Here is a 19,085-nt window from a genome sequence, read left to right as displayed (position 1 = left end):
TTTTATTTGATATTAAAACAATTTATGAAACTAGCGAAGGTTGCTTGATCATGTCTTCTTTTTTGATCCCTGCAACTTTAACTGGTCTTTTCATAGCATCTCTTCTGAAAGGCTCTCCCAGTTCTTGGTTAAGAATTACTTCAATAAATGTTGTAATCCCTTTCTTTTGATCTTCACATGATTGCTTGATAGCAGCAGTAGTCTCTTCCATGGTTCGAACAGTAACCCCTTTTAATCCACAAGCATCAGCAACTTTTGCATAACTTAATTCTGGATCAAGCTCTGTTCCAACGAAGTTATCATCAAACCATAAAGTAGTATTTCTTTTTTCAGCACCCCATTGGTAATTTCTAAAGATTACCATTGAAATTGCTGGCCATTCTGATCTAGCACATGAGCTCATTTCGTTCATGCTAATACCAAATGCACCGTCACCTGCAAAACCAATTACTGGTGTATCAGGACATCCAATTTTTGCTCCAAGAATTGCTGGAAAACCATAACCACAAGGACCAAATAATCCTGGTGCTAAATATTTTCTACCTTTTTCAAATGTTGGATAAGCATTTCCAATTGCACAGTTATTACCAATATCACTTGAGATAATTACATCATCAGGCATACCTGCTTGAATTGCTCTCCATGCTTCTCTAGGAGACATTCTATCTGCATCTCTTTTTCTTGCTTCTGCATTCCAAACTGTACCTTCATCATCATCTTCGTGATCTAAACTTGATAACTCTTGTAACCAAGCAGATTTAGTTTGGTGAATTGTATTTTTTCTCTCTTCTCTATTTGTATCTCCTGCTGTTGGAGAAAGTTGAGCTAAAATTTGTTGTGATACTAATTTTGCATCCCCACAAATACCAACTGTGACTTTTTTAGTTAAACCAATTCTATCTGAATTCATATCAACTTGAATGATACTTGCATCTTTAGGCCAGTAATCCATTCCATAACCTGGTAAAGTTGAGAAAGGATTTAATCTTGTACCAAGTGCAAGAACAACATCAGCTTTCTTAATTAATTCCATTCCAGCTTTTGATCCATTATAGCCTAAAGGTCCAGCTGCTAATGGGTGACTTCCTGGAAAACTATCATTATGTTGATACCCTGAACAAACTGGAGCATCTAATTTCTCAGCTAATTTTTTACAATCTTCAATTGCCCCACCAATAACAACACCTGCACCAGATAGTATTACTGGAAACTTAGCATTTGATAATAAGTCAGCTGCTTTTTTAATTGCATCAACTCCACCTGCTTGCCTTTCAAGTCTAACAATTGGAGGAAGATCTATATCAATTACTTGTGTCCAATAATCTCTTGGAACATTTATTTGTGCTGGAGCTGATCCTCTGATCGCTTTTTCAATTACTCTATTTAATACTTCTGCCATTCTTGAAGGGTCTCTAACTTCTTCTTGATAGCAAACCATATCTTTAAATAAATTCATTTGTTCTACTTCTTGAAAACCACCTTGACCCATAGTTTTATTGGCAGCTTGAGGTGTTACTAATAATAATGGTGTGTGGTTCCAGTATGCAGTTTTAATTGGTGTTACAAGACCTGTAATTCCAGGACCGTTTTGAGCAATAACCATTGACATTTTTCCAGTAGATCTCGTGTAACCATCAGCAATTAATCCACCGTTTGTTTCATGAGCAACATCCCAAAAAGTAATTCCAGCATCAGGAAAGATATCTGAAATAGGCATAAAAGCTGAACCGATAATTCCGAATGCGTGTTCAATTCCATGCATTTGTAAAACTTTTACAAAAGCTTCTTCAGTTGTCATTTTAGTCATAATAATTAGGCCTTCCTGCTTAAGTTGTTAAAAAATCTATAAATAATTTGTTAATTTTAAAGATTAATATATAAGATTTAAAAAATTTCAAACAAACAAATCGACACAATTATGGCTACAGATATTATTATACACGACGAGAAAGACAACGTAGGAGTAGTTGTTATTGATAAAATTACTCCAAAACAAGATTGCGCATGTTGGATTATGGAGAATGATAAAACAGTTCAAATTCAATCAGTAGATGAAATTCAATTAGGACATAAAATTGCAATGGTTGACCTTAATGAAGGTGATACTATTTTGAAATATGGTCACGATATTGGAAAAGTAGTTAAATCAATCAAAAAAGGTGAACATGTTCACGTTCACAATGTAAAAACGAAGAAGTGGTAAAAAATATGGAAATTCCAAAAAGTTTTTTAGGTTATAAAAGAGAAAATGGCAGAGTTGGTACTAGAAATCACGTAATCATCTTACCTGTAGATGATATATCAAATGCTTGTGCTGAAGCTGTAGCAAATAATATTAAAGGTACAATAGCTCTTCCTCACTCTTACGGAAGACTTCAATTTGGTGCTGATTTAGATCTACACTTTAGAACAATGATTGGGACTGGGAAAAATCCTAACGTTGCTGCTGTAATTGTTATTGGAATTGAACCTAAATGGACAAAAAGAATTGTTGATGAAATTGCTAAAACTGGAAAACCAGTTGAAGGATTTCACATTGAAAGAACTGGTGATATTGGAACAATCATGAAGGCTTCTAAAAAAGCACAAGAATTTGCAATGTGGGCTTCTGAAAAACAAAGAGAAGAATGTCCTTTAAGCGATTTATGGATTTCAGTTAAATGTGGTGAATCTGATACAACATCAGGTCTTGCTGCTAACCCAACAGTTGGAAACTTAATGGATAAATTAGAGCCATTGGGAGTTCATTTATGTTTTGGTGAAACCTCAGAGTTAACTGGTGCTGAAAAAGTTTGTGCTACACGTGGTGCCACTCCAGAAGCTTCAGAAAAATTCATGAAAACTTGGAGCGATTACAACGACTTTATTTTAAAAGAAGCAACAGATGATCTTTCTGAAAGTCAACCAACTGCGGGAAATATTGCAGGTGGATTAACTACAATTGAAGAAAAAGCATTTGGTAATTTCCAAAAAATTGGAAATTGTAAGTTTATTGATGTTTTAGAACCAGCTGAAGAGCCTACTAAAGGAAAAGGATTATACTTTATGGATACTTCATCTGCTGCAGCAGAGTGTATTACACTTCAAGCAGCTGCTGGATTTAACATTCATTTATTCCCAACAGGTCAAGGTAATATCGTAGGTAATCCAATTGAACCTGTTGTTAAGTTAACTGCCAACCCATTAACTGTAAAAGGTATGGGTGAGCATATTGATTGTGATGTATCGAAAATTCTATCTCGTGAAATGAATTTATCACAAGCTGGTGACGAATTAATCAAATCAATGATTAGAGTTGCTAACGGTAGATTAACTTGTGCTGAAGCTTTAGGTCATAAAGAGTTTGTTATGACTAAACTTTACAGAAGTGCTTAAAAATTTATCTATAAAGTAATGTTATTTAAAAAATATCTGGTCATTTTACCAGGTATTGTTTTAGCATTTGTTCTCTACAGTTTATCTCAAGGATTTAATAACATTATTGGTATTGAATTATTAGGTTACGATAAAAGCCCAATATCGACAGCCATGATTGCTATTTTACTTGGAATGCTTTTTGGAAATATATTCAAAATGAGAGACAACTTTGTAAAAGGTTTGGACTTTACTCAATCATATATTCTCAAACTTGGAATAATTTTTTTAGGAATTCAATTAAAACCTTTTGAGTTTTTAGAATTTGGAGCAGTAGCAATACCTTTAATCATAATTTGTATTGTAACAGTACTAATAGTTATAAAACTGTTAATTAAAAAACTTAAAATCCCAACAAGAATGGCTTACTTAATATCTATTGGCAGCACAGTTTGTGGGACAACAGCAATTATGGCAACTGCTCCAGTAATTGGTGCAAAAAAAAATGAAGTATCATATGCAATTGCTAACATCACTTTGTTTGGAATTTTATCGATGCTTATATATCCTTATTTTGCTAATTATTACTTTGATGCTGAACCAATGTTTGTTGGTTTATTTTTAGGTACATCAATTCATGAAACATCGCAAGTTGCTGCAGCTGGACTTATTTACGATCAACAGTTTAACAGCCCAGAAACATTAAATATTGCAACAGTCACAAAATTAATAAGAAATACTTTTTTAGTAATAATGATTCCATTATTTGCATTTCTTTATAATAGAAACAATGTTGTTAAAAAAAATTACTCAATATTGGCTATTTTCCCTTATTTTGTAATAGGTTTTGTGGCAATGATAATTTTAAGAAATATTGGAGATCAATTTTTTTTAAACTCATATAATAATTTATGGCTAGAGACAGTTGACATTATCAAATCATCTTCAAAAGTATTTTTAACAATGGCAATGGCTGCTATTGGTTTATCTACAAATCTGAGAGATCTTAAAAGCATGGGTTACAAACCTTTTTTAGTCGGATTTATAGGGATGGCGACAGTAGGTTTGGTAAGTATTTTGAGTATAGAATTCTATATTAACTTTTTAAACTAAGACTTCTTCAATAACATCTTTTTTTTGAAATTAGAGAAAATACGTCTAATAAGAGCAGCACCTACACCCAATAGAATTGCAAACATAATTGAAAATAATCCATAAAAGAATGGCATGTCTTCTGAAAATTCTAAAATAAATAATGAGAAAAAATTCAAATCTGCATTTAAAACTTGTATTATTTCTTTTTCAGTTTGTTCTGCAAAAAAAGTTTCATAGGCAATAGCTATTCCAACTATCAATAATAAAATTGCCAGTAATGCTTTTAAACCAGAACTATCAATTTTTTCACCAAGTTTCTGTCCCGCTTGAACCCCTACAATTGATCCAATAACTAACATAAATACCAACATTAAATCTATAGAACCAAAATTAATTGAATGCAAAAAAGTAACTATGACACTGACAAAAATTGTAACAAACAAAGAAGTTCCTGGAACTAATTTTGTTGGCATTTTAATTATATAAATCATTGCGGGTACTAATATAAAAGCACCACCTATCCCCATTATAGCGGCAATAAATCCTACAACTAAACCAATTATAATTGGAGTAAAAATACTTTCGTATAATTTTGATTTTGGAAACCTCATTCTTAATGGAAGACCATGTATCCAATAATGAACGTGTAATTTTTTTTTAACTACAAGATTTCTTTTTGCTCTGTCTATTTCTCTAAGACTTTCAACCAACATTAATGTACCAATAATTGCAAGTATATACATGTAGGCTAAAGAAATAACCGTATCAATCTTTCCAATACCTTTAAAATATGTAAAAGTATAAATACCTAAAGCTGTTCCAATTGATCCACCAATTACAATCATAAGACCCATTTTGTAATCTAAAGTATTTTTTAAATAATGAGTTGTTGATCCTGATACTGATGTTGCAAGAATATTGTTAGCTTCATTTGCAACCGCATATGCAGGTGGCACACCTAAAAAAATTAAGAATGGCGTCATTAAAAAACCACCACCAACACCAAATAAACCAGAAAGTACTCCAACGATTGCACTCAATAAAAGTATTTCAATCGGGTTAACAAATACTTGAGCTATTGGTAAAAATACATCCATAAAAAATTATTAGTTGTTAAAAAACAAACTAATTAAATGTGATAAAAGTTCCAACTAAAATAACACCCCAATAAGCAGCTAAGCTAACAAAGATACCTGTTTTGATAATAGTTGCCTTAAAATCTAAAATTTTTTTTAATATTTTTATGTTGGAAATTGACATTACAACCGTCAATACACCCAGTTAATTATTTGTCAAATAAATATTTAATATAAAGTGATTTTTTTTTATTAGTAGATTGTTGCTCCAAAAACCTTAACATCATCACCCTCGATACCAAGAACCAATCTACCAAGGAACTCACCTTCAATCTCTTTACTTCTTTGTTTAAATAGAACGGTGATGTTTTGACCTCGTCTTAAACAACCAAATGCTTGGTAGTCTTCTTTTAGGCTTGTTAAAAGTTTATTATTAGCCCACTGTTTTCCAAGCTCTACTTCATTTGCTCCAAATAACATTTGAGTTCCAAAGTCTTTAGTAAAACCCCCATAATCTTTCATATTGGAAGTTTTAACAAGATTATCCCAAATAGGATTAGCAATTGCTATAATCTCATCATCAGATTTCTCTAAAAGACTCATAATTTAAGTTTAACTGTTTTAAGAAGCTTTTTTCTTCTCGTTCTCGTCAACTATGTGGTAAACCGGCACTTTCTCAAGAGAGAATTTACCAGTTTTAGGATCACGTCTAGAAACTGTTAAACAATGCCAATTATCATCATCAAGTTTCATATGATCACCTCTATAATAGTAACCAGGCCAACGTGTTTCTTCACGGAACATAGTGTGTTCAGTTACACATTGAGAAGTTAAAGCTCTGTGTTTTAATTCCCAAGCTCTCATAAGTTGGTGCAAATCTTCAGCTCCTACTTTTTCTAAATCTTCCTCTAACCAAGCAAGTAATTCTAGGCCTCTTTTAAGCATATTACCATTTGTCATGTAGTTAGTTGCAATACCTCCAACATATTCGTCCATAATTCTTTGTAAACGTTGAAGACCTTGAATAGGAGAAATATAACTTGGTGAAACTGTTCCACCTGTGATCTCATTTTGAGCTACTTGGTATGTCTCTAAAGGTTTGAATACAGCAGTTTTAAAGTCTTCACATTGTTTATCAGTAACTTTAATACCTTCTGCTTTTTTATCTTGAATATATTTAACAGCAGCTTTTGCAGCTAAACGACCTTCGGTAAACGATCCAGAAGAAAACTTATGGGCACTTCCACCTACAGTATCACCTGCACCAAAAAGACCATCAATTGTTAACATTCTGTTATAACCCCAGAAATATTCTGGTGGAGATAAATCTTCAGGTCCACTAACCCAAGCTCCAGAGCATGTTGCATGAGAACCCATAACATATGGCTCAGATGTAGTTAATTCTGGATTTGTGTATTTAGGATCTATGTTTTGAGATGCCCAAACAACAGCTTGACCAACGGTCATACCTAAAAAGTTTTCCCAACCAACTGTTTCTAAATGTGGATCTTGGAATGCTTCAGTAGTCACCATATGAATAGGTCCACCGCCTGCAATAGTTTCTTGTATAAATGCATGGTTTCTTAAACATGTTGGTGTTGGATGGTGATCAATATACTCACCAACTAATTCTTTAGTTTGGTCATACCATTTCTTTTCATAATTCTCTCCATTTGCATTTTGAGTATATGTTTTAAGGTGCAAGAAATATGCTCCAACTGGACCATAACCATCTTTAAATCTACATAACACAATTCTGTTTTCCATTTGTGTCATTTTAGCTCCAACAGCGATAGGTAATGCATAAGCTGAACCATTACTCCATGGTGCATACCAAGTTCTTCCCATTCCTTCTCCGACTGCTCTTGGTTTGAAAATGTGAGATGCTCCACCTGCTGCAACGATTACAGTTTTTGCTCTAAATACATGGAAATCACCAGTTCTCATATTAAAACCAACAGCTCCACCTACTCTATTTTCTTGAGCCTCATCCATTAAAAGATGAGTAATCATTATTCTATTGTAAATTTTATCAGCTGATTTTTTTGCAGCCTCTGCAACGATTGGCTTATAACTTTCACCATGAATCATGATCTGCCATTTACCTTCTCTAAGGTAACGACCTGTTTTTTCATTCTTCATCATTGGTAGACCCCACTCATCAAACATATGAACAGTTGAATCAACGTGACGAGCCATGTCATAACCTAAATCTTCTCTAACCATACCCATCAAATCATTACGTGCATATCTTACGTGATCTTCAGGTTGGTTTTCACCCCACTGCATACCCATATAACAGTTAATAGCGTATAAACCTTGAGCAACTGCTCCACTTCTATCGATGTTAGCTTTTTCAACACAAATAATTTTCATGTCTCTTCCCCAGTGCCTAGCTTCAAAAGTAGCACCAGTTCCAGCCATTCCACCACCAACAACTAGAACATCGCAATCTTCAAAATGTGTTTTATGCTTAGCCATTAGTAGTAAACCCCTTTTTTAAATGAATCTTTTGGTACTACCGGTAATTTACCATCAATATTTAAACCATTAGGCTCAGTGTAAAGCATTTGAGAATTGATCTCACCTTGATTAGGTTTTTCACCTTCTGCTAATTTAGGAATAAATTTTCCCCAAGGTTTTGTTGTAATTGGAGATACAAAATCTTTTGTAGTTCCATTTCTAAATTTAATTTTCCAAGAAATAGTTCCTTTTTCTTCTTCACGTCTAACTCTTACACTGTGACCCATAGGAGCAAAGTCAGCATAACCACGAACATCAATTGCATGATTAGGACAAGCTTTTACACAAGAATAACATTCCCAACAAAAATTTGGTTCAATATTTACTGCTCTTCTAATATTTTCATCGATGTGCATTATATCTGATGGACAAATATCCACACAGTGACCACATCCATCACATCTCGTCATGTATACAAAAGTTGACATATTATATTACCTCTCTCTTTTTAATAATGTTTTGGTTGTTCTCTTTTAATTCCTAGTCCAAATTGTTTTGGTGCATCTGCAAGTGGAGGAAGATTGTCTCTTGATCCATCTGCTTCTGCTAAGTTTTTTTGGATTGCAGCACCAGGTTTATAAAACATATGTGCAAATTTTGACCAATAAACTCCCCCAAATAAAACAATGTTTGAGGTAATAAATAAAATTAAAAATAAATATCCTAATCCAGCTGATCCTGAAGATTGAAAGTATGACCAAGCAAGTCCAGTAGTAGCACATGCAAGAAGTGCTAAAACAAATAAGTCAGCTTTAATAATTCTATACCAAGGATGAGCTTCGGCTAACACATCCACTCTTAAAAATAACCAAAACCAATATCCACCTACACAAGTCATAATTGCTCCGACATGCCAAATTATAGGCCAAACTGTCGGTGTGGTAGTTCCTTGTGCTGTATAACAAAAAACCATTACAACAGATGCAACCCAAAATAAAATAGTTCCATACATTCCCATAACGTGTGCAACTCTTCTTTTACCAGCTCCAAGCTCTGCAGTAGTTGCGATATCATGAGCTACAGTTTTTAAAATAATTGATGTTTTTTCTCCAGCTCCTAATTCTCTTTCAGCTGCTAATTTTGCTTTTTTTGCATTATTAAAAAAGTAAGTTACATTTTTATGATGGATCATCTGAACTATTGTTCCAATAATAATTAAAGCAATCATAGCTAAAACAAAAAATTGTATGGCTGCAGGAGATATTGTTTCAGCTAAAACTGAAAAAGGGTTAATTGACATCATAATTAGTAATACCTTTATTTAGAATCTATGTTGATTGTGATTATTTAGTACAGATGAAATAATAGATCAACCGTTTTGTATGGGTTATTTTACCATATAAGATTTTACACCTTACGCTTGTAATGCTGTTTCTTTGGTATAACCGACCGAACTCCTCCTTGTGGGTTATCGACATCGCCTTCTCTACGAGGAATTAGATGAATATGACAATGCAAGATTGATTGTCCAGCAATAACTCCAGCATTTGTTCCAATATTAAACCCTTTAACTGTGGGATCTTTTAACAATATTTCCTCTTTAATTTGTTTGATTAAGTTATTGCAAGCAATCACTTCATCGTCATTTAAATTAAAATAATCCATAACATGCCGTTTTGGAATAATTAAACAATGGAATTCGGACACTGGATATGTGTCATAACTAGCATAAGCCAAATCATTTTCAGCAGCCAAACCACTTTGTTTGGAGTTGCAGAATAAACAAGGATTATTTGGATCAAACATAATTTTATCTATAGATAGAGCATTTGTTAACTTCATTTTTATAAAAATTAGATAGTTTTTTATAAAATTTAAAACTTTTTCTCTTCCACTTGATTTCATTAATATTTTTTATTGAAGCAACACCTTTTCCAGAACCAATGAGAAGAATTTCACTAAATTCAGATAAAGTTTTTATCAATATATCTTTGTTAATAATCTTACCTAATTTTTTATTAAAAAATTTATAAGTAATGCCCTTATAAATATTATTTATTGGAGAGTACACTTTATCATCTTTTATAAACAGCATATTTGAAGTTCCACTTTCTAAAATTGTATTCTTATAACAAAGACCAACATCTGAAGTGGTATTATCCATTTTAGATAAATGCTTTAATATAAAGTTATATTTAAGATTTTTAAATTTAGGGTCAAATCGTTTGTGACGGATAAGCTTTAAATTAAAATTTAATTTAGGAGTTTTTCTGTTTCTCAAAGAAATTGATATCATCTTTTTATTTACTGCAACTCTAAGAAGATGATTATAAGATCTTTTTTTATCAATATTCAATTTGATTAATTTAAGAATATTTTTTTCAAGATTTGGGTTATTTAATTTATAAACTTCTAAAGATTTTATTAAATTTTTAATATGTTTTTTAAAAAAAAGTATTTTAGCAGGTTTTCCAAAAATCCACATCGTAGTGAATACACCATTATCCCCCCAAAGATCTTTAAAATTAATCTCTTTGTAAGTTTTATGCTGATAAGATTTTTTTAATAAGTAAGTTACCATTTTCAGTTAAAAAAGATTCAGGATGAAATTGAAAGCCAAATATTTTCTCTTTATTATTTTCTATTGTCATTGCTGTATTTGAAATAGCACACCTCATTGTAATTTCAAAATTTTTTGCAGCAAACGGCTCTTTTAATTTTAGAGAGTGATATCTACCTACAGTAAATTGACTATTTTTTTTAAACAATGAATTTTTGCTAGTTACTTTTATTTTAGATTGGAAACCATGGTAAATCTTTTTTTGTTCAACTATTTTTCCATTTTCACAATGAAGAATTTGTTGAAACCCAAGACAAATTCCAATAATTTTTTTTTTACCTTTAAATTTTTTATAAATCTCAGAACTAATTGGATAATCTTTTGGAGCACCTGGACCTGGTGAAAAAACAATAATATCTGCTTTTTTTAATTTATTTTGATTTATTTCATTAAAATTAGTGCAAACAACTTCATCAAAATTTTGAAATTGATGTACTACGTTTTGAGTAAAAGAGTCATGATGATCGATAATGTATATCATTTATAAAGATCCATTAATGACTTTGCTTTAATATAATTTTCATTAAATTCATGAGCTGCATTACTGTCAATTACAACACCAGATGCCACAGAAATTTCCGATTTACCTTTAAAATTTAATATTGATCTAATAATGATATTAAACCTCATATCTCCATTGAACTTTAAGTAACCAAAGCTACCTGTATAAATATTTCTACTTTGTTTTTCCTGTTTGTTTAACAAATTTAATGTACTAATTTTAGGACATCCTATTACAGATCCTCCCGGCATCATTGCCTTTATAATCTCTAATGAGGTAACTCTATTTTTGAGTTGTCCTCCAATTAAACTCACATAATGATAAAGATCTTTATATTCTTCAACTATCTTTTTTTTTAAAATTTTTACTGAACCTGGTTTACAAATTTTAGATAAGTCATTTCTTTCCATATCAACAATCATGTTGTGTTCTTTGGATTCTTTTAAATTTTTTCTAAAAAAAATAAGGGCTTTATTTTTATTTAATTTTTTAGTTTTTTTTAAAGTACCTGCAATTGGTTTTGTCGTTATAAAATTATTTTTTTTTGTTATCAAATTTTCAGGTGAACAACTTATTATTGAATAATTTTTATCCTTAATCATAAATGCTTCAGGCGCCATATTGCTTTTTACAAGTCTACTAAAAAAATCTAAAGCATCTATTTCTGATTTATTACTATATTTAGTACAAATTTTAATCTGATATGTTTCTCCAGATTTTATTTTCTTTTTAAATTTATCAAATATTACCTTATAGGATTTTTTATTAATATTTATTTTGAATAAATCATTATAATTTAATGATCTTGTTTTTTTATACTCAAGGTTGTTTGGAAGTTTTATTTTTGTTTCAGGTTTATAAAATATGCCTTTAGGGAAATTTATTGTTTTTTGTTTTTTTATTTTTACCTCAATTAACTTATTTAATATTTCATAGCCAAAAAAACCAATAAACAGATCAGTTTCTTTATAGGGAAATTTTAACCTATTATTTTTGTTAATAAATTTTTCAATATTATTATTGTTTAAAATAATCTTTTTTGAAAAGTCTGTATAAAGATCAAACCCTTTATCTGATTTATAGATTATAAAGGGTTTCTTTGAATTATTTAAATCTAGTAAGTAGTTTTTCTTATTCAATTTTTATTCTGTTTTTAGTCTTAGAACTGCTTCTTCTTTAATTGGTAGATGTATTATTGCTGCAAAAATAGATAAAACAATTGCTAAATACCAAGCATAATCATAAGAGCCATATAAATCATGAAATAGTCCTCCAAGAAATGCTCCAAAAAATGAGCCTACTTGATGACTTAAAAAAACTATTCCATAAAGAATACCAAGATATTTTGTTCCAAAAATATGAGCAACTATTCCACTTGTAGCAGGCACTGTTGATAGCCATAAAAAACCAAAACTTGCACCAAAGATAAATGCATTAATGTTACTTGCGGGTAAAAATATAAATAAGATAATTGAAATTCCTCTTAATGCGTAAATAGAACTTAAGATAATTTTTTTACTAATTTTCGTAGATAAGTATCCACTTAATAAAGAACCAAATATATTAAATAATCCAATTAATGACAATATTGCAGCAGCCGTCCAGCTTTCTAAACCTCTATCTATTACATATTTTGGAACGTGTGTTCCAACTAAAGTTATATGAAAACCACATACAAAAAATCCAGAGACTAGAAGTATATAACTTTTGTTTTTGAAAGCTTCCTTAAATGCCTCTATGGCGCTTTGGTTGTTTGGTTTTTCAATAGACTGAGCAGCAGATGGAGATCTCACAAAAAAAGCTATTATAAGCCCGATAAATAAGAATATTGTGAATACAAAAAGTGTATCCACCCATCCATTTTTAATTAATGAATAGCTCGTATAAAGTGGAGAGATAAAATAGCCCAAAGAACCAACAGCTGTAACAATGCTCATTGCTATTGTTCTATTTGATAATGGAAAATGCTTTCCAACAATTGACATTGGAATACTAATTGCAGTTCCACCTAAACCAATTCCAACTAAAAGTCCTAAATCGATTTGAAAAAAAATTCCAGTATTTGGACCAGCATACAAAAAATAAATTCCCAAAATATAAAAAACAAAAGCTAAACAAATTGCTTTGTGTCCACCATATTTATCTGCAATGGCTCCAAATATAGGACCTGTTAAACCCCACATTAACATTTGAATGCCTATTGCTAATCCAGATTGAGTTATTGAAATATCTAGGTCATTTTTAAAATCCATGAAAAACAAACCAAAAGTTTGCCTAACACCAAGAGAAATTAAAACTACAATACAAGCTGCGATCAGCGTTATTAAGGCTGTTTTATTTTGAATAAATTTTTCTGAACTCATTTTATATATTTAAGAGATTTTTTTAAATCATCAATGAGGTCTTTTGGGTCTTCTAAACCAATATGTAATCTTACTAAATGTTCATCTTTTGCTAATTTTAGATATTCTCTATTACCTTGTTCACGTTTATCTTGATATAAAGCAAGGCTTTCAAATCCACCCCAACTATATCCATAACCAAATAATTTTAAAGAATTAACAAACTTAATTACAGAGTTTTTGTTTTTTGATTTAATTTTCAGACCCATCAATCCTGAGGCACCAGAATAATATTTTTTCCACATTCTAAAATTAAAGGAATCTTTTTTATGCGGGTATAATAGTTTTATATTTTTATAATTAGATAAAAACTCAGCTACTTGTTTTGCACTTTTTTCATGTTTGTCTAATCTAACATCTAAAGTTCTAAGTCCTCTTGTTATTAAATAAGCATCATCAGGGCCAAGTCTTAAACCTGTTATCTTATACGCTTTATCAACTTGTTTAAAAACTTTTTTATTAACAGCTAAACTTCCACCCATAACATCTGAGTGACCTGAGTAATATTTAGTAGCAGATACAATGGACATATCAAAACCAAGTTTAATTGGTTTTAAAAAATAAGGAGTTCCCCATGTATTATCAATTACAGAAAAAATTTTATTCTTTTTTGCAATTGATACTATTTTACCTAAATCCTGAAAATCAAATGTGTTACTTCCAGGATTTTCAACAAAAATTAATTTTGTTTTTTTTGTAATTGCTTTTTCTAAAGTTTTCAAATCATGTGGGTCATAAAAAACAGATTTTACATTAAATTCTTTTAGAAAGTCTTGAGTTAAAATTCTCGTAGGTGAATATGTTGGATCTGCCACAATAATCTCATCACCAGGACGAACAATACTAAATATAGATAAGAAAACTGATCCAAATCCAGTTGGTGTTAAAAATACATGATAACACTCTTCCATTTCTTTAAGTATTTGTGACAAAACATGAGTTGTTGATGTTCCTTGTCTTCCATAATCAAAATGTCCACCTGTTGGATCTTTTTTGCTCTTATCCTGCATTTTTCTAATATCTTGCATGGATTTGAAGATAATAGTCGACGCTCTTACCACAGGGGGGTTAACTGACTGATTATGGTAATCTTTTGCAGTATGTTTAAGAAAAGTCTTGAATGATTTAGTCATAAAAAATTTGATAAGTTAAAGGGAGAATGCTATATCCCTCCAATAACGTCAATAAAATTATAAATAGGATAGTATGGGTTACCCAAAAAAACATAGAGGTCGAAGAAAACAGGGCTCTAAAAAAAGAAGAGCTAAAAGAAAAAATAAGAAAAAATAGTCTCTTAACTTTTATATCTCAATAATACCTAACTTTTTATCCAACCACCACCAAGAACCTTATAGCCATTATTGTTTTTTGTATAAAACACACACGCTTGACCAGGCGCAATACCGTGCTCCTCTTCCAATAAATTAACGTTCGCATTAGTATCATTGATATCTATCTTAGCTTTAATTAATCTTCCAGTAGACCTTACCTTTACAAACAATTCATTTTTAAAATCATTTTGATCGTTTGTAATGATATTCAAATCTTTTAAATTTATTTTTGTTTTAACAAGGTGTTCCTTGGCTCCAACAATAATTTCATTTTTATCAGCAATAATCTTTACTACATACAATGGGTTCTTATCAGAAACTCCAATTCCTTTTCTTTGACCAATTGTATAATTAATAATGCCGTCATGAACACCTATCACTTCACCATTCATATTTTTAATGTTACCTTTGCTAAAAGAGTTTGGTCTAAATTTTTCTATAACTGAAGCGTAGTCTCCATTTGGAACGAAACAAATATCTTGACTGTCAGGTTTGTCTGCAACATTAAGATCAAGTTCTCTTGCAATATTTCTTGTTTCATCTTTAAGAAGATTGCCTAAAGGAAATCTTAAAAAATTTAATTGATCTTTTGTGGTATTGAATAAAAAATAACTTTGATCTCTATTTAAATCAATTCCTCTGTACATATCTGTATTATCTTTTTCAGTAATACTTTTAACGTAGTGTCCTGTTACTAAAGCATCAGCGTTAAGTCTTTTAGCTTCTTTAAATAAGTCTGTAAATTTAACTGTCTTATTACATTGCACACATGGAATAGGTGTTTCTCCATTTAAATAGCTATCAATAAAATTATCAATAACTCCTTCTTTAAATTTATTTTGATAATATAAAATCTTATGTTCGATCTTTAATTTATCAGCTACTCTTTTTGCATCCATAATATCTTGACCTGCACAACATTGTTTTGAAGAAGCTGTCTCTTTACTGTCATTATAAAGTTTAAGAGTAATACCGATGACATTGTAACCTTCATTTTTCATCATAGCTGCAACTGTTGAAGAATCTACTCCACCTGACATTGCAACAATAACTAAGGTGTCTTTTGGGTCTTTAGCTATTCCAATAGAATTCAATTTTGTCATATTTAATGATATTTATTAGTATATTAACTATAAGTAAATTAATGATTTTAGATTTTGAACCAGGTGACAAAGTTATCAATCCGAACAACAAAGAATGGGGAACTGGACAAGTTCAATCAATAATTAATGGTAAAGTTACTGTAAATTTTGAAAACGTTGGAAAAAAAGTTATTAATTCAAAAGTAATTCAATTAGAAAAATTATATAAATGAACATTGAAGAAAAGAAGAAAATTACTCTTTCACTGATAGAAACTTTTAATAAAGCAAGTCAGGTAGCCTTAGATTTAAGAGGAGCTGGTTTAAAAAAAGAAATTAAGTCAGACAATACTCCTGTAAGTAACGGAGATATTGAAGTTAATAAAATTTTAACCAGTAAGATCCAAGAAATAACTCCAAATATCCCTATTGTTTCAGAAGAGAGTGCAAACCATAAGATGGATAATGATTTAAATACTTTTTGGTTAATCGATCCAATAGATGGCACTAGAGATTATATTAATAACCGTGATGAATTTACTTTAAATGCAGCATTAATATTGGATAAAAAACCTGCTATTGGGATCATAACAGTTCCGGCAAAAAAAAGAGTTTTTTATTCTTACGGTTTGTCTCACAGTTACGAGTTAATTAACAATCAAGAAATTTCATTAATGAATAAAGAGAAAAACTATGTTGGACATACAGCGGTAAGTTATTCTAATGATCTTAAACCTGAAATTTTAAAAATTCATAAAAAATATAAAATAAGTTCTTTTCAAAAAATGAAAAGCTCACTAAAATTTTGTGTTATTGCAGCAGGTGAATTTGATATGTATGTTGCTGAACCAAGAGCTTGTGAGTGGGATATTGCAGCTGGTCATGCAATCCTTGAGCACTCAGGGGGGAAAGTGACTGACTTTAATTATAATGAAATACTCTATGGAAAAACTGAATTTAAAAACCCAAGTTTAATTTTAAAAAGTAAAAACATATTATAATGGATGAGCAATTAAGAATAATTTTAATAATTATAGTATCGGTTTCTATCTTTGGTTTATTAGTTTTTGTATTTGTTAAAAATGTTATTAGAAATAGAATTCAGTCTCTTGTTGAAGAAGAAGAGAAAGAAAAAAAATTAAAGTAATCTAATTATTTTCATATAGTCAGCTTGATCAATATCCATGATCCTTTTAGAGGTTTCAAAATCAAAACCATTTCTTGCTAGTAAAGCAATATCCTTTTTATAAAATAGGGCTCTATTATCCTCTACTCTCGCTGGTCCAATTCTCTTTTTTTTACATATTTTTATTCCAGAAAAAAAATCTTGGTCAGAGTTATCCTCTTTAATCTTATCTATTGTTTCTTTAATGTAGCGATCATTAATTCCTTTAGTCATTAAATAGTTTCTAATTTTATTAACCGAACTGCCTCTTTGGATTAAGCTTCTAGATTTACTTTCAGAATAGAATTTATCATTAATAAACTTAGTTTTTTCAAGATCTTGCAAAACAACATCTATTAAATCTGTAATATCTTGTTTTTTAATATTTTCTAAATTAGCTTTTAAATACTTCTTTAATAGATAGGTTCTAAGCTGTTGTTTAGATGGTGCGTATCTTTCGATATAGGCAAATGAGAAATTTCTCATTTCATCTACCGTTACTTGTAATGTTTTTTTTCTATTTCTCATATGAATCTTAATAGCATGTTGTATAATACACTAAAAATGATCGATCAAATCTATACATATTTTACAATTGAAATGATTTTTCTTTGGTTAAATCTGGGTGTCTTACCTTTTTGGTTAATATTAGTCCTCTTTCCGCAGTCACAAATATGTAGAGTTTTTATCACATCAATTTTTCCTTTTATTATTTTAAGTTTCGCCTACGGTTACTTAACATATTTGCTGTTTAACGAAGGCTATGACTTTGTTAGAAATTTTGAGCTATATTTAGGCTTAGATTCAATTAGTTATTTGTTTAACAATAAATCCTTCTTAATTCTATTTTGGACTCATTTTCTGTCTATTAATCTATTTTGTGGTGGATGGATTGTTAAGGACTCACAAAAATTTGGTATCAATAAAATAATAATGTCTTTTCCGTTATTAATAACATATTTTATTGGTCCTATTGGACTTACTCTTTATTGGATTATAAGAATTTTTTACGCAAAAAGAATTAATCTATATGATTAAGGAAATAGATTTCTATTTTGATTTTATTAGTCCTTACGCGTATTTAGCTTACAAAAAAATCCAAAAGTTACCAAAAGATATTCTAATAAATTATAAGCCAATTTTATTAGGTGGTCTTCATAATTTAGAAGGTATAACAGCACCAGCATTTATCAAACCTAAATTAAAACATATGATTAATGACTGTTTGTTAATTGCAAAAAAAAATAATTTTGATTTTAAATGGAACTCTAAATTTCCTTTAAACTCATTGAATATTATGCGTGGCTATTTAGATATTAGCTCATCAAATCAAGCACAATATATTAAAACAATGTTTGACGCTTATTGGAAAGATGATTTGGATATCTCTAAAGAAGAAATTTTAATATCACTACTTGAGCAATGTAAGATTGATAAAGATATTTTTTTTAAAACAATTAAAGATCCTGCTATTAAAGAAAAGTTAAAAAATGCCACTAAAAATGCCCATGAAAAAGAAGTTTTTGGAGCGCCCACTTTTATTGTTAATAATAAAATATTTTGGGGACAAGATCGATTGGAATTTGCCTTAGATGAATATAATAAAGTAGATTAAACTATTTTAAAATCACTTTGGCTAATTGCTGCAAAGCCACCCTCAATGTGAGAAACATTTTCAAAACCCATTTCTTTTAATGATTTAGCTGCAAGTGCAGATCTTAAACCACCAGCACAAAATAAGACAATTTCTTTTTCCATATCTAGCTTACCATTTTTAAAATAAGGACTCTCAGGATCTAGCCAAAACTCTAACATTCCTCTTGGTATATGGTGAGAATTTTCAACACGTCCTGATTTATCAAGTTCACCCTTTTCCCTAATATCAATTAAGTTACATTTGTTCTCGTTTGATAGTTTTAAAGCCTGCTCAGGACTTATAGTTTTAATTTCTCTTAAGGCTTCAGTTACTAGAGTGTGAGATGATTTTATATTCATA

At 30.3% G+C, this 19,085-nt stretch carries 24 protein-coding genes; 8 read left to right on the top strand and 16 right to left on the bottom strand.

All coding sequences use genetic code 11. The annotated features are described in order from the left end of the window. Window positions 1-22 precede the first annotated feature (22 nt). On the bottom strand, window positions 23-1,807 hold the full coding sequence (xsc, locus tag AC5SL4_RS02260) for a sulfoacetaldehyde acetyltransferase (RefSeq protein ID WP_006997073.1): 1,785 nt from the start codon (window positions 1,805-1,807) through the stop codon (window positions 23-25). A 111-nt stretch (window positions 1,808-1,918) separates the two neighbouring features. Here xsc and AC5SL4_RS02255 point away from each other — a divergent pair, with 111 nt between their 5' ends. From AC5SL4_RS02255 to AC5SL4_RS02245, 3 genes are read left to right on the top strand one after another with little or no spacing between them, the layout of a single operon-like run. Further along, a complete protein-coding gene (locus AC5SL4_RS02255; RefSeq protein WP_006997074.1) occupies window positions 1,919-2,203 on the top strand; it encodes a UxaA family hydrolase in 285 nt (94 codons plus the stop codon). Window positions 2,204-2,208: 5 nt separating this feature from the next. Then, entirely contained in the window at window positions 2,209-3,375 is a 1,167-nt protein-coding gene (locus tag AC5SL4_RS02250) for a UxaA family hydrolase (RefSeq protein WP_006997075.1), read from the top strand. A gap of 18 nt (window positions 3,376-3,393) precedes the next feature. Continuing rightward, entirely contained in the window at window positions 3,394-4,467 is a 1,074-nt protein-coding gene (locus AC5SL4_RS02245) for a YeiH family protein (RefSeq protein ID WP_494587509.1), read from the top strand. Here the strand turns inward: AC5SL4_RS02245 and AC5SL4_RS02240 are convergent. The 13 genes from AC5SL4_RS02240 to mnmA form a co-directional block, all read right to left on the bottom strand. Then, entirely contained in the window at window positions 4,464-5,546 is a 1,083-nt protein-coding gene (locus AC5SL4_RS02240; RefSeq protein WP_011281987.1) for a sulfite exporter TauE/SafE family protein, read from the bottom strand. The two genes, AC5SL4_RS02245 and AC5SL4_RS02240, sit on opposite strands and share 4 nt — an antisense overlap. Before the next feature lie 28 nt (window positions 5,547-5,574). Beyond that, window positions 5,575-5,709 (bottom strand): hypothetical protein, encoded by a 135-nt coding sequence (locus AC5SL4_RS02235; protein WP_011281986.1) that lies wholly within the window; start codon window positions 5,707-5,709, stop codon window positions 5,575-5,577. 68 nt (window positions 5,710-5,777) lie between these two features. After that, on the bottom strand, window positions 5,778-6,128 hold the full coding sequence (locus tag AC5SL4_RS02230; RefSeq protein ID WP_011281985.1) for a hypothetical protein: 351 nt from the start codon (window positions 6,126-6,128) through the stop codon (window positions 5,778-5,780). A gap of 18 nt (window positions 6,129-6,146) precedes the next feature. Further along, complete coding sequence (aprA, locus tag AC5SL4_RS02225; protein WP_006997080.1) at window positions 6,147-8,006, bottom strand: adenylyl-sulfate reductase subunit alpha; 1,860 nt, start codon at window positions 8,004-8,006, stop codon at window positions 6,147-6,149. Continuing rightward, complete coding sequence (gene aprB / locus AC5SL4_RS02220; RefSeq protein ID WP_011281984.1) at window positions 8,006-8,476, bottom strand: adenylyl-sulfate reductase subunit beta; 471 nt, start codon at window positions 8,474-8,476, stop codon at window positions 8,006-8,008. The genes aprA and aprB overlap by 1 nt, the downstream gene beginning before the upstream one ends. A 20-nt stretch (window positions 8,477-8,496) precedes the next feature. After that, window positions 8,497-9,291, bottom strand: coding sequence for a hypothetical protein (locus AC5SL4_RS02215; RefSeq protein ID WP_011281983.1), 795 nt, complete (start codon window positions 9,289-9,291; stop codon window positions 8,497-8,499). Window positions 9,292-9,395: 104 nt separating this feature from the next. After that, window positions 9,396-9,830 (bottom strand): HIT family protein, encoded by a 435-nt coding sequence (locus AC5SL4_RS02210; protein ID WP_494587610.1) that lies wholly within the window; start codon window positions 9,828-9,830, stop codon window positions 9,396-9,398. Then, window positions 9,799-10,569 carry an aminotransferase class IV gene (locus AC5SL4_RS02205; RefSeq protein WP_006997084.1) on the bottom strand — a complete coding sequence of 257 codons (771 nt, stop codon included), beginning with the start codon at window positions 10,567-10,569 and terminating at the stop codon, window positions 9,799-9,801. Before AC5SL4_RS02205 ends, AC5SL4_RS02210 begins: the two co-directional genes overlap by 32 nt. Beyond that, a complete protein-coding gene (locus tag AC5SL4_RS02200; RefSeq protein WP_011281980.1) occupies window positions 10,532-11,089 on the bottom strand; it encodes an aminodeoxychorismate/anthranilate synthase component II in 558 nt (185 codons plus the stop codon). Before AC5SL4_RS02200 ends, AC5SL4_RS02205 begins: the two co-directional genes overlap by 38 nt. After that, window positions 11,086-12,249 (bottom strand): chorismate-binding protein, encoded by a 1,164-nt coding sequence (locus AC5SL4_RS02195; protein WP_027306603.1) that lies wholly within the window; start codon window positions 12,247-12,249, stop codon window positions 11,086-11,088. Before AC5SL4_RS02195 ends, AC5SL4_RS02200 begins: the two co-directional genes overlap by 4 nt. A gap of 3 nt (window positions 12,250-12,252) precedes the next feature. Continuing rightward, entirely contained in the window at window positions 12,253-13,473 is a 1,221-nt protein-coding gene (locus tag AC5SL4_RS02190) for an MFS transporter (RefSeq protein ID WP_027306604.1), read from the bottom strand. Next, window positions 13,470-14,645 carry a trans-sulfuration enzyme family protein gene (locus AC5SL4_RS02185; RefSeq protein WP_027306605.1) on the bottom strand — a complete coding sequence of 392 codons (1,176 nt, stop codon included), beginning with the start codon at window positions 14,643-14,645 and terminating at the stop codon, window positions 13,470-13,472. Before AC5SL4_RS02185 ends, AC5SL4_RS02190 begins: the two co-directional genes overlap by 4 nt. A gap of 185 nt (window positions 14,646-14,830) precedes the next feature. Beyond that, a complete protein-coding gene (gene mnmA / locus AC5SL4_RS02180; RefSeq protein WP_494587508.1) occupies window positions 14,831-15,946 on the bottom strand; it encodes a tRNA 2-thiouridine(34) synthase MnmA in 1,116 nt (371 codons plus the stop codon). 41 nt (window positions 15,947-15,987) lie between these two features. Between mnmA and AC5SL4_RS02175 the strand changes: the two genes are divergently transcribed. Genes AC5SL4_RS02175 through AC5SL4_RS02165 form a run of 3 tightly spaced genes read left to right on the top strand, consistent with a single transcriptional unit; the run spans window position 15,988 to window position 17,071 of the window. After that, the gene (locus AC5SL4_RS02175; protein ID WP_494587507.1) at window positions 15,988-16,158 is read left to right on the top strand and encodes a DUF3553 domain-containing protein; all 171 of its coding nucleotides are present in this window, start codon (window positions 15,988-15,990) and stop codon (window positions 16,156-16,158) included. After that, on the top strand, window positions 16,155-16,925 hold the full coding sequence (locus AC5SL4_RS02170) for a 3'(2'),5'-bisphosphate nucleotidase CysQ family protein (protein ID WP_027306607.1): 771 nt from the start codon (window positions 16,155-16,157) through the stop codon (window positions 16,923-16,925). Before AC5SL4_RS02175 ends, AC5SL4_RS02170 begins: the two co-directional genes overlap by 4 nt. Further along, on the top strand, window positions 16,925-17,071 hold the full coding sequence (locus tag AC5SL4_RS02165; RefSeq protein ID WP_006997093.1) for a hypothetical protein: 147 nt from the start codon (window positions 16,925-16,927) through the stop codon (window positions 17,069-17,071). The genes AC5SL4_RS02170 and AC5SL4_RS02165 overlap by 1 nt, the downstream gene beginning before the upstream one ends. Here AC5SL4_RS02165 and AC5SL4_RS02160 read toward each other — a convergent pair. Continuing rightward, window positions 17,063-17,617 carry a regulatory protein RecX gene (locus tag AC5SL4_RS02160; protein WP_027306608.1) on the bottom strand — a complete coding sequence of 185 codons (555 nt, stop codon included), beginning with the start codon at window positions 17,615-17,617 and terminating at the stop codon, window positions 17,063-17,065. The two genes, AC5SL4_RS02165 and AC5SL4_RS02160, sit on opposite strands and share 9 nt — an antisense overlap. Here AC5SL4_RS02160 and AC5SL4_RS02155 point away from each other — a divergent pair, their 5' ends adjacent. Beyond that, window positions 17,618-18,127 carry an ABA4-like family protein gene (locus AC5SL4_RS02155; protein ID WP_494587506.1) on the top strand — a complete coding sequence of 170 codons (510 nt, stop codon included), beginning with the start codon at window positions 17,618-17,620 and terminating at the stop codon, window positions 18,125-18,127. Continuing rightward, window positions 18,120-18,704, top strand: coding sequence for a 2-hydroxychromene-2-carboxylate isomerase (locus AC5SL4_RS02150; RefSeq protein ID WP_027306610.1), 585 nt, complete (start codon window positions 18,120-18,122; stop codon window positions 18,702-18,704). Before AC5SL4_RS02155 ends, AC5SL4_RS02150 begins: the two co-directional genes overlap by 8 nt. Here the strand turns inward: AC5SL4_RS02150 and AC5SL4_RS02145 are convergent. Further along, window positions 18,701-19,084 carry a rhodanese-like domain-containing protein gene (locus AC5SL4_RS02145; protein ID WP_027306611.1) on the bottom strand — a complete coding sequence of 128 codons (384 nt, stop codon included), beginning with the start codon at window positions 19,082-19,084 and terminating at the stop codon, window positions 18,701-18,703. The two genes, AC5SL4_RS02150 and AC5SL4_RS02145, sit on opposite strands and share 4 nt — an antisense overlap. Window position 19,085: the final 1 nt, after the last annotated feature.

Source organism: Candidatus Pelagibacter sp. PS_02, from assembly GCF_059418065.1.
Note: the sequence above shows the minus strand (reverse complement) of the source record. Positions and strands in the feature narration are given on the sequence as shown.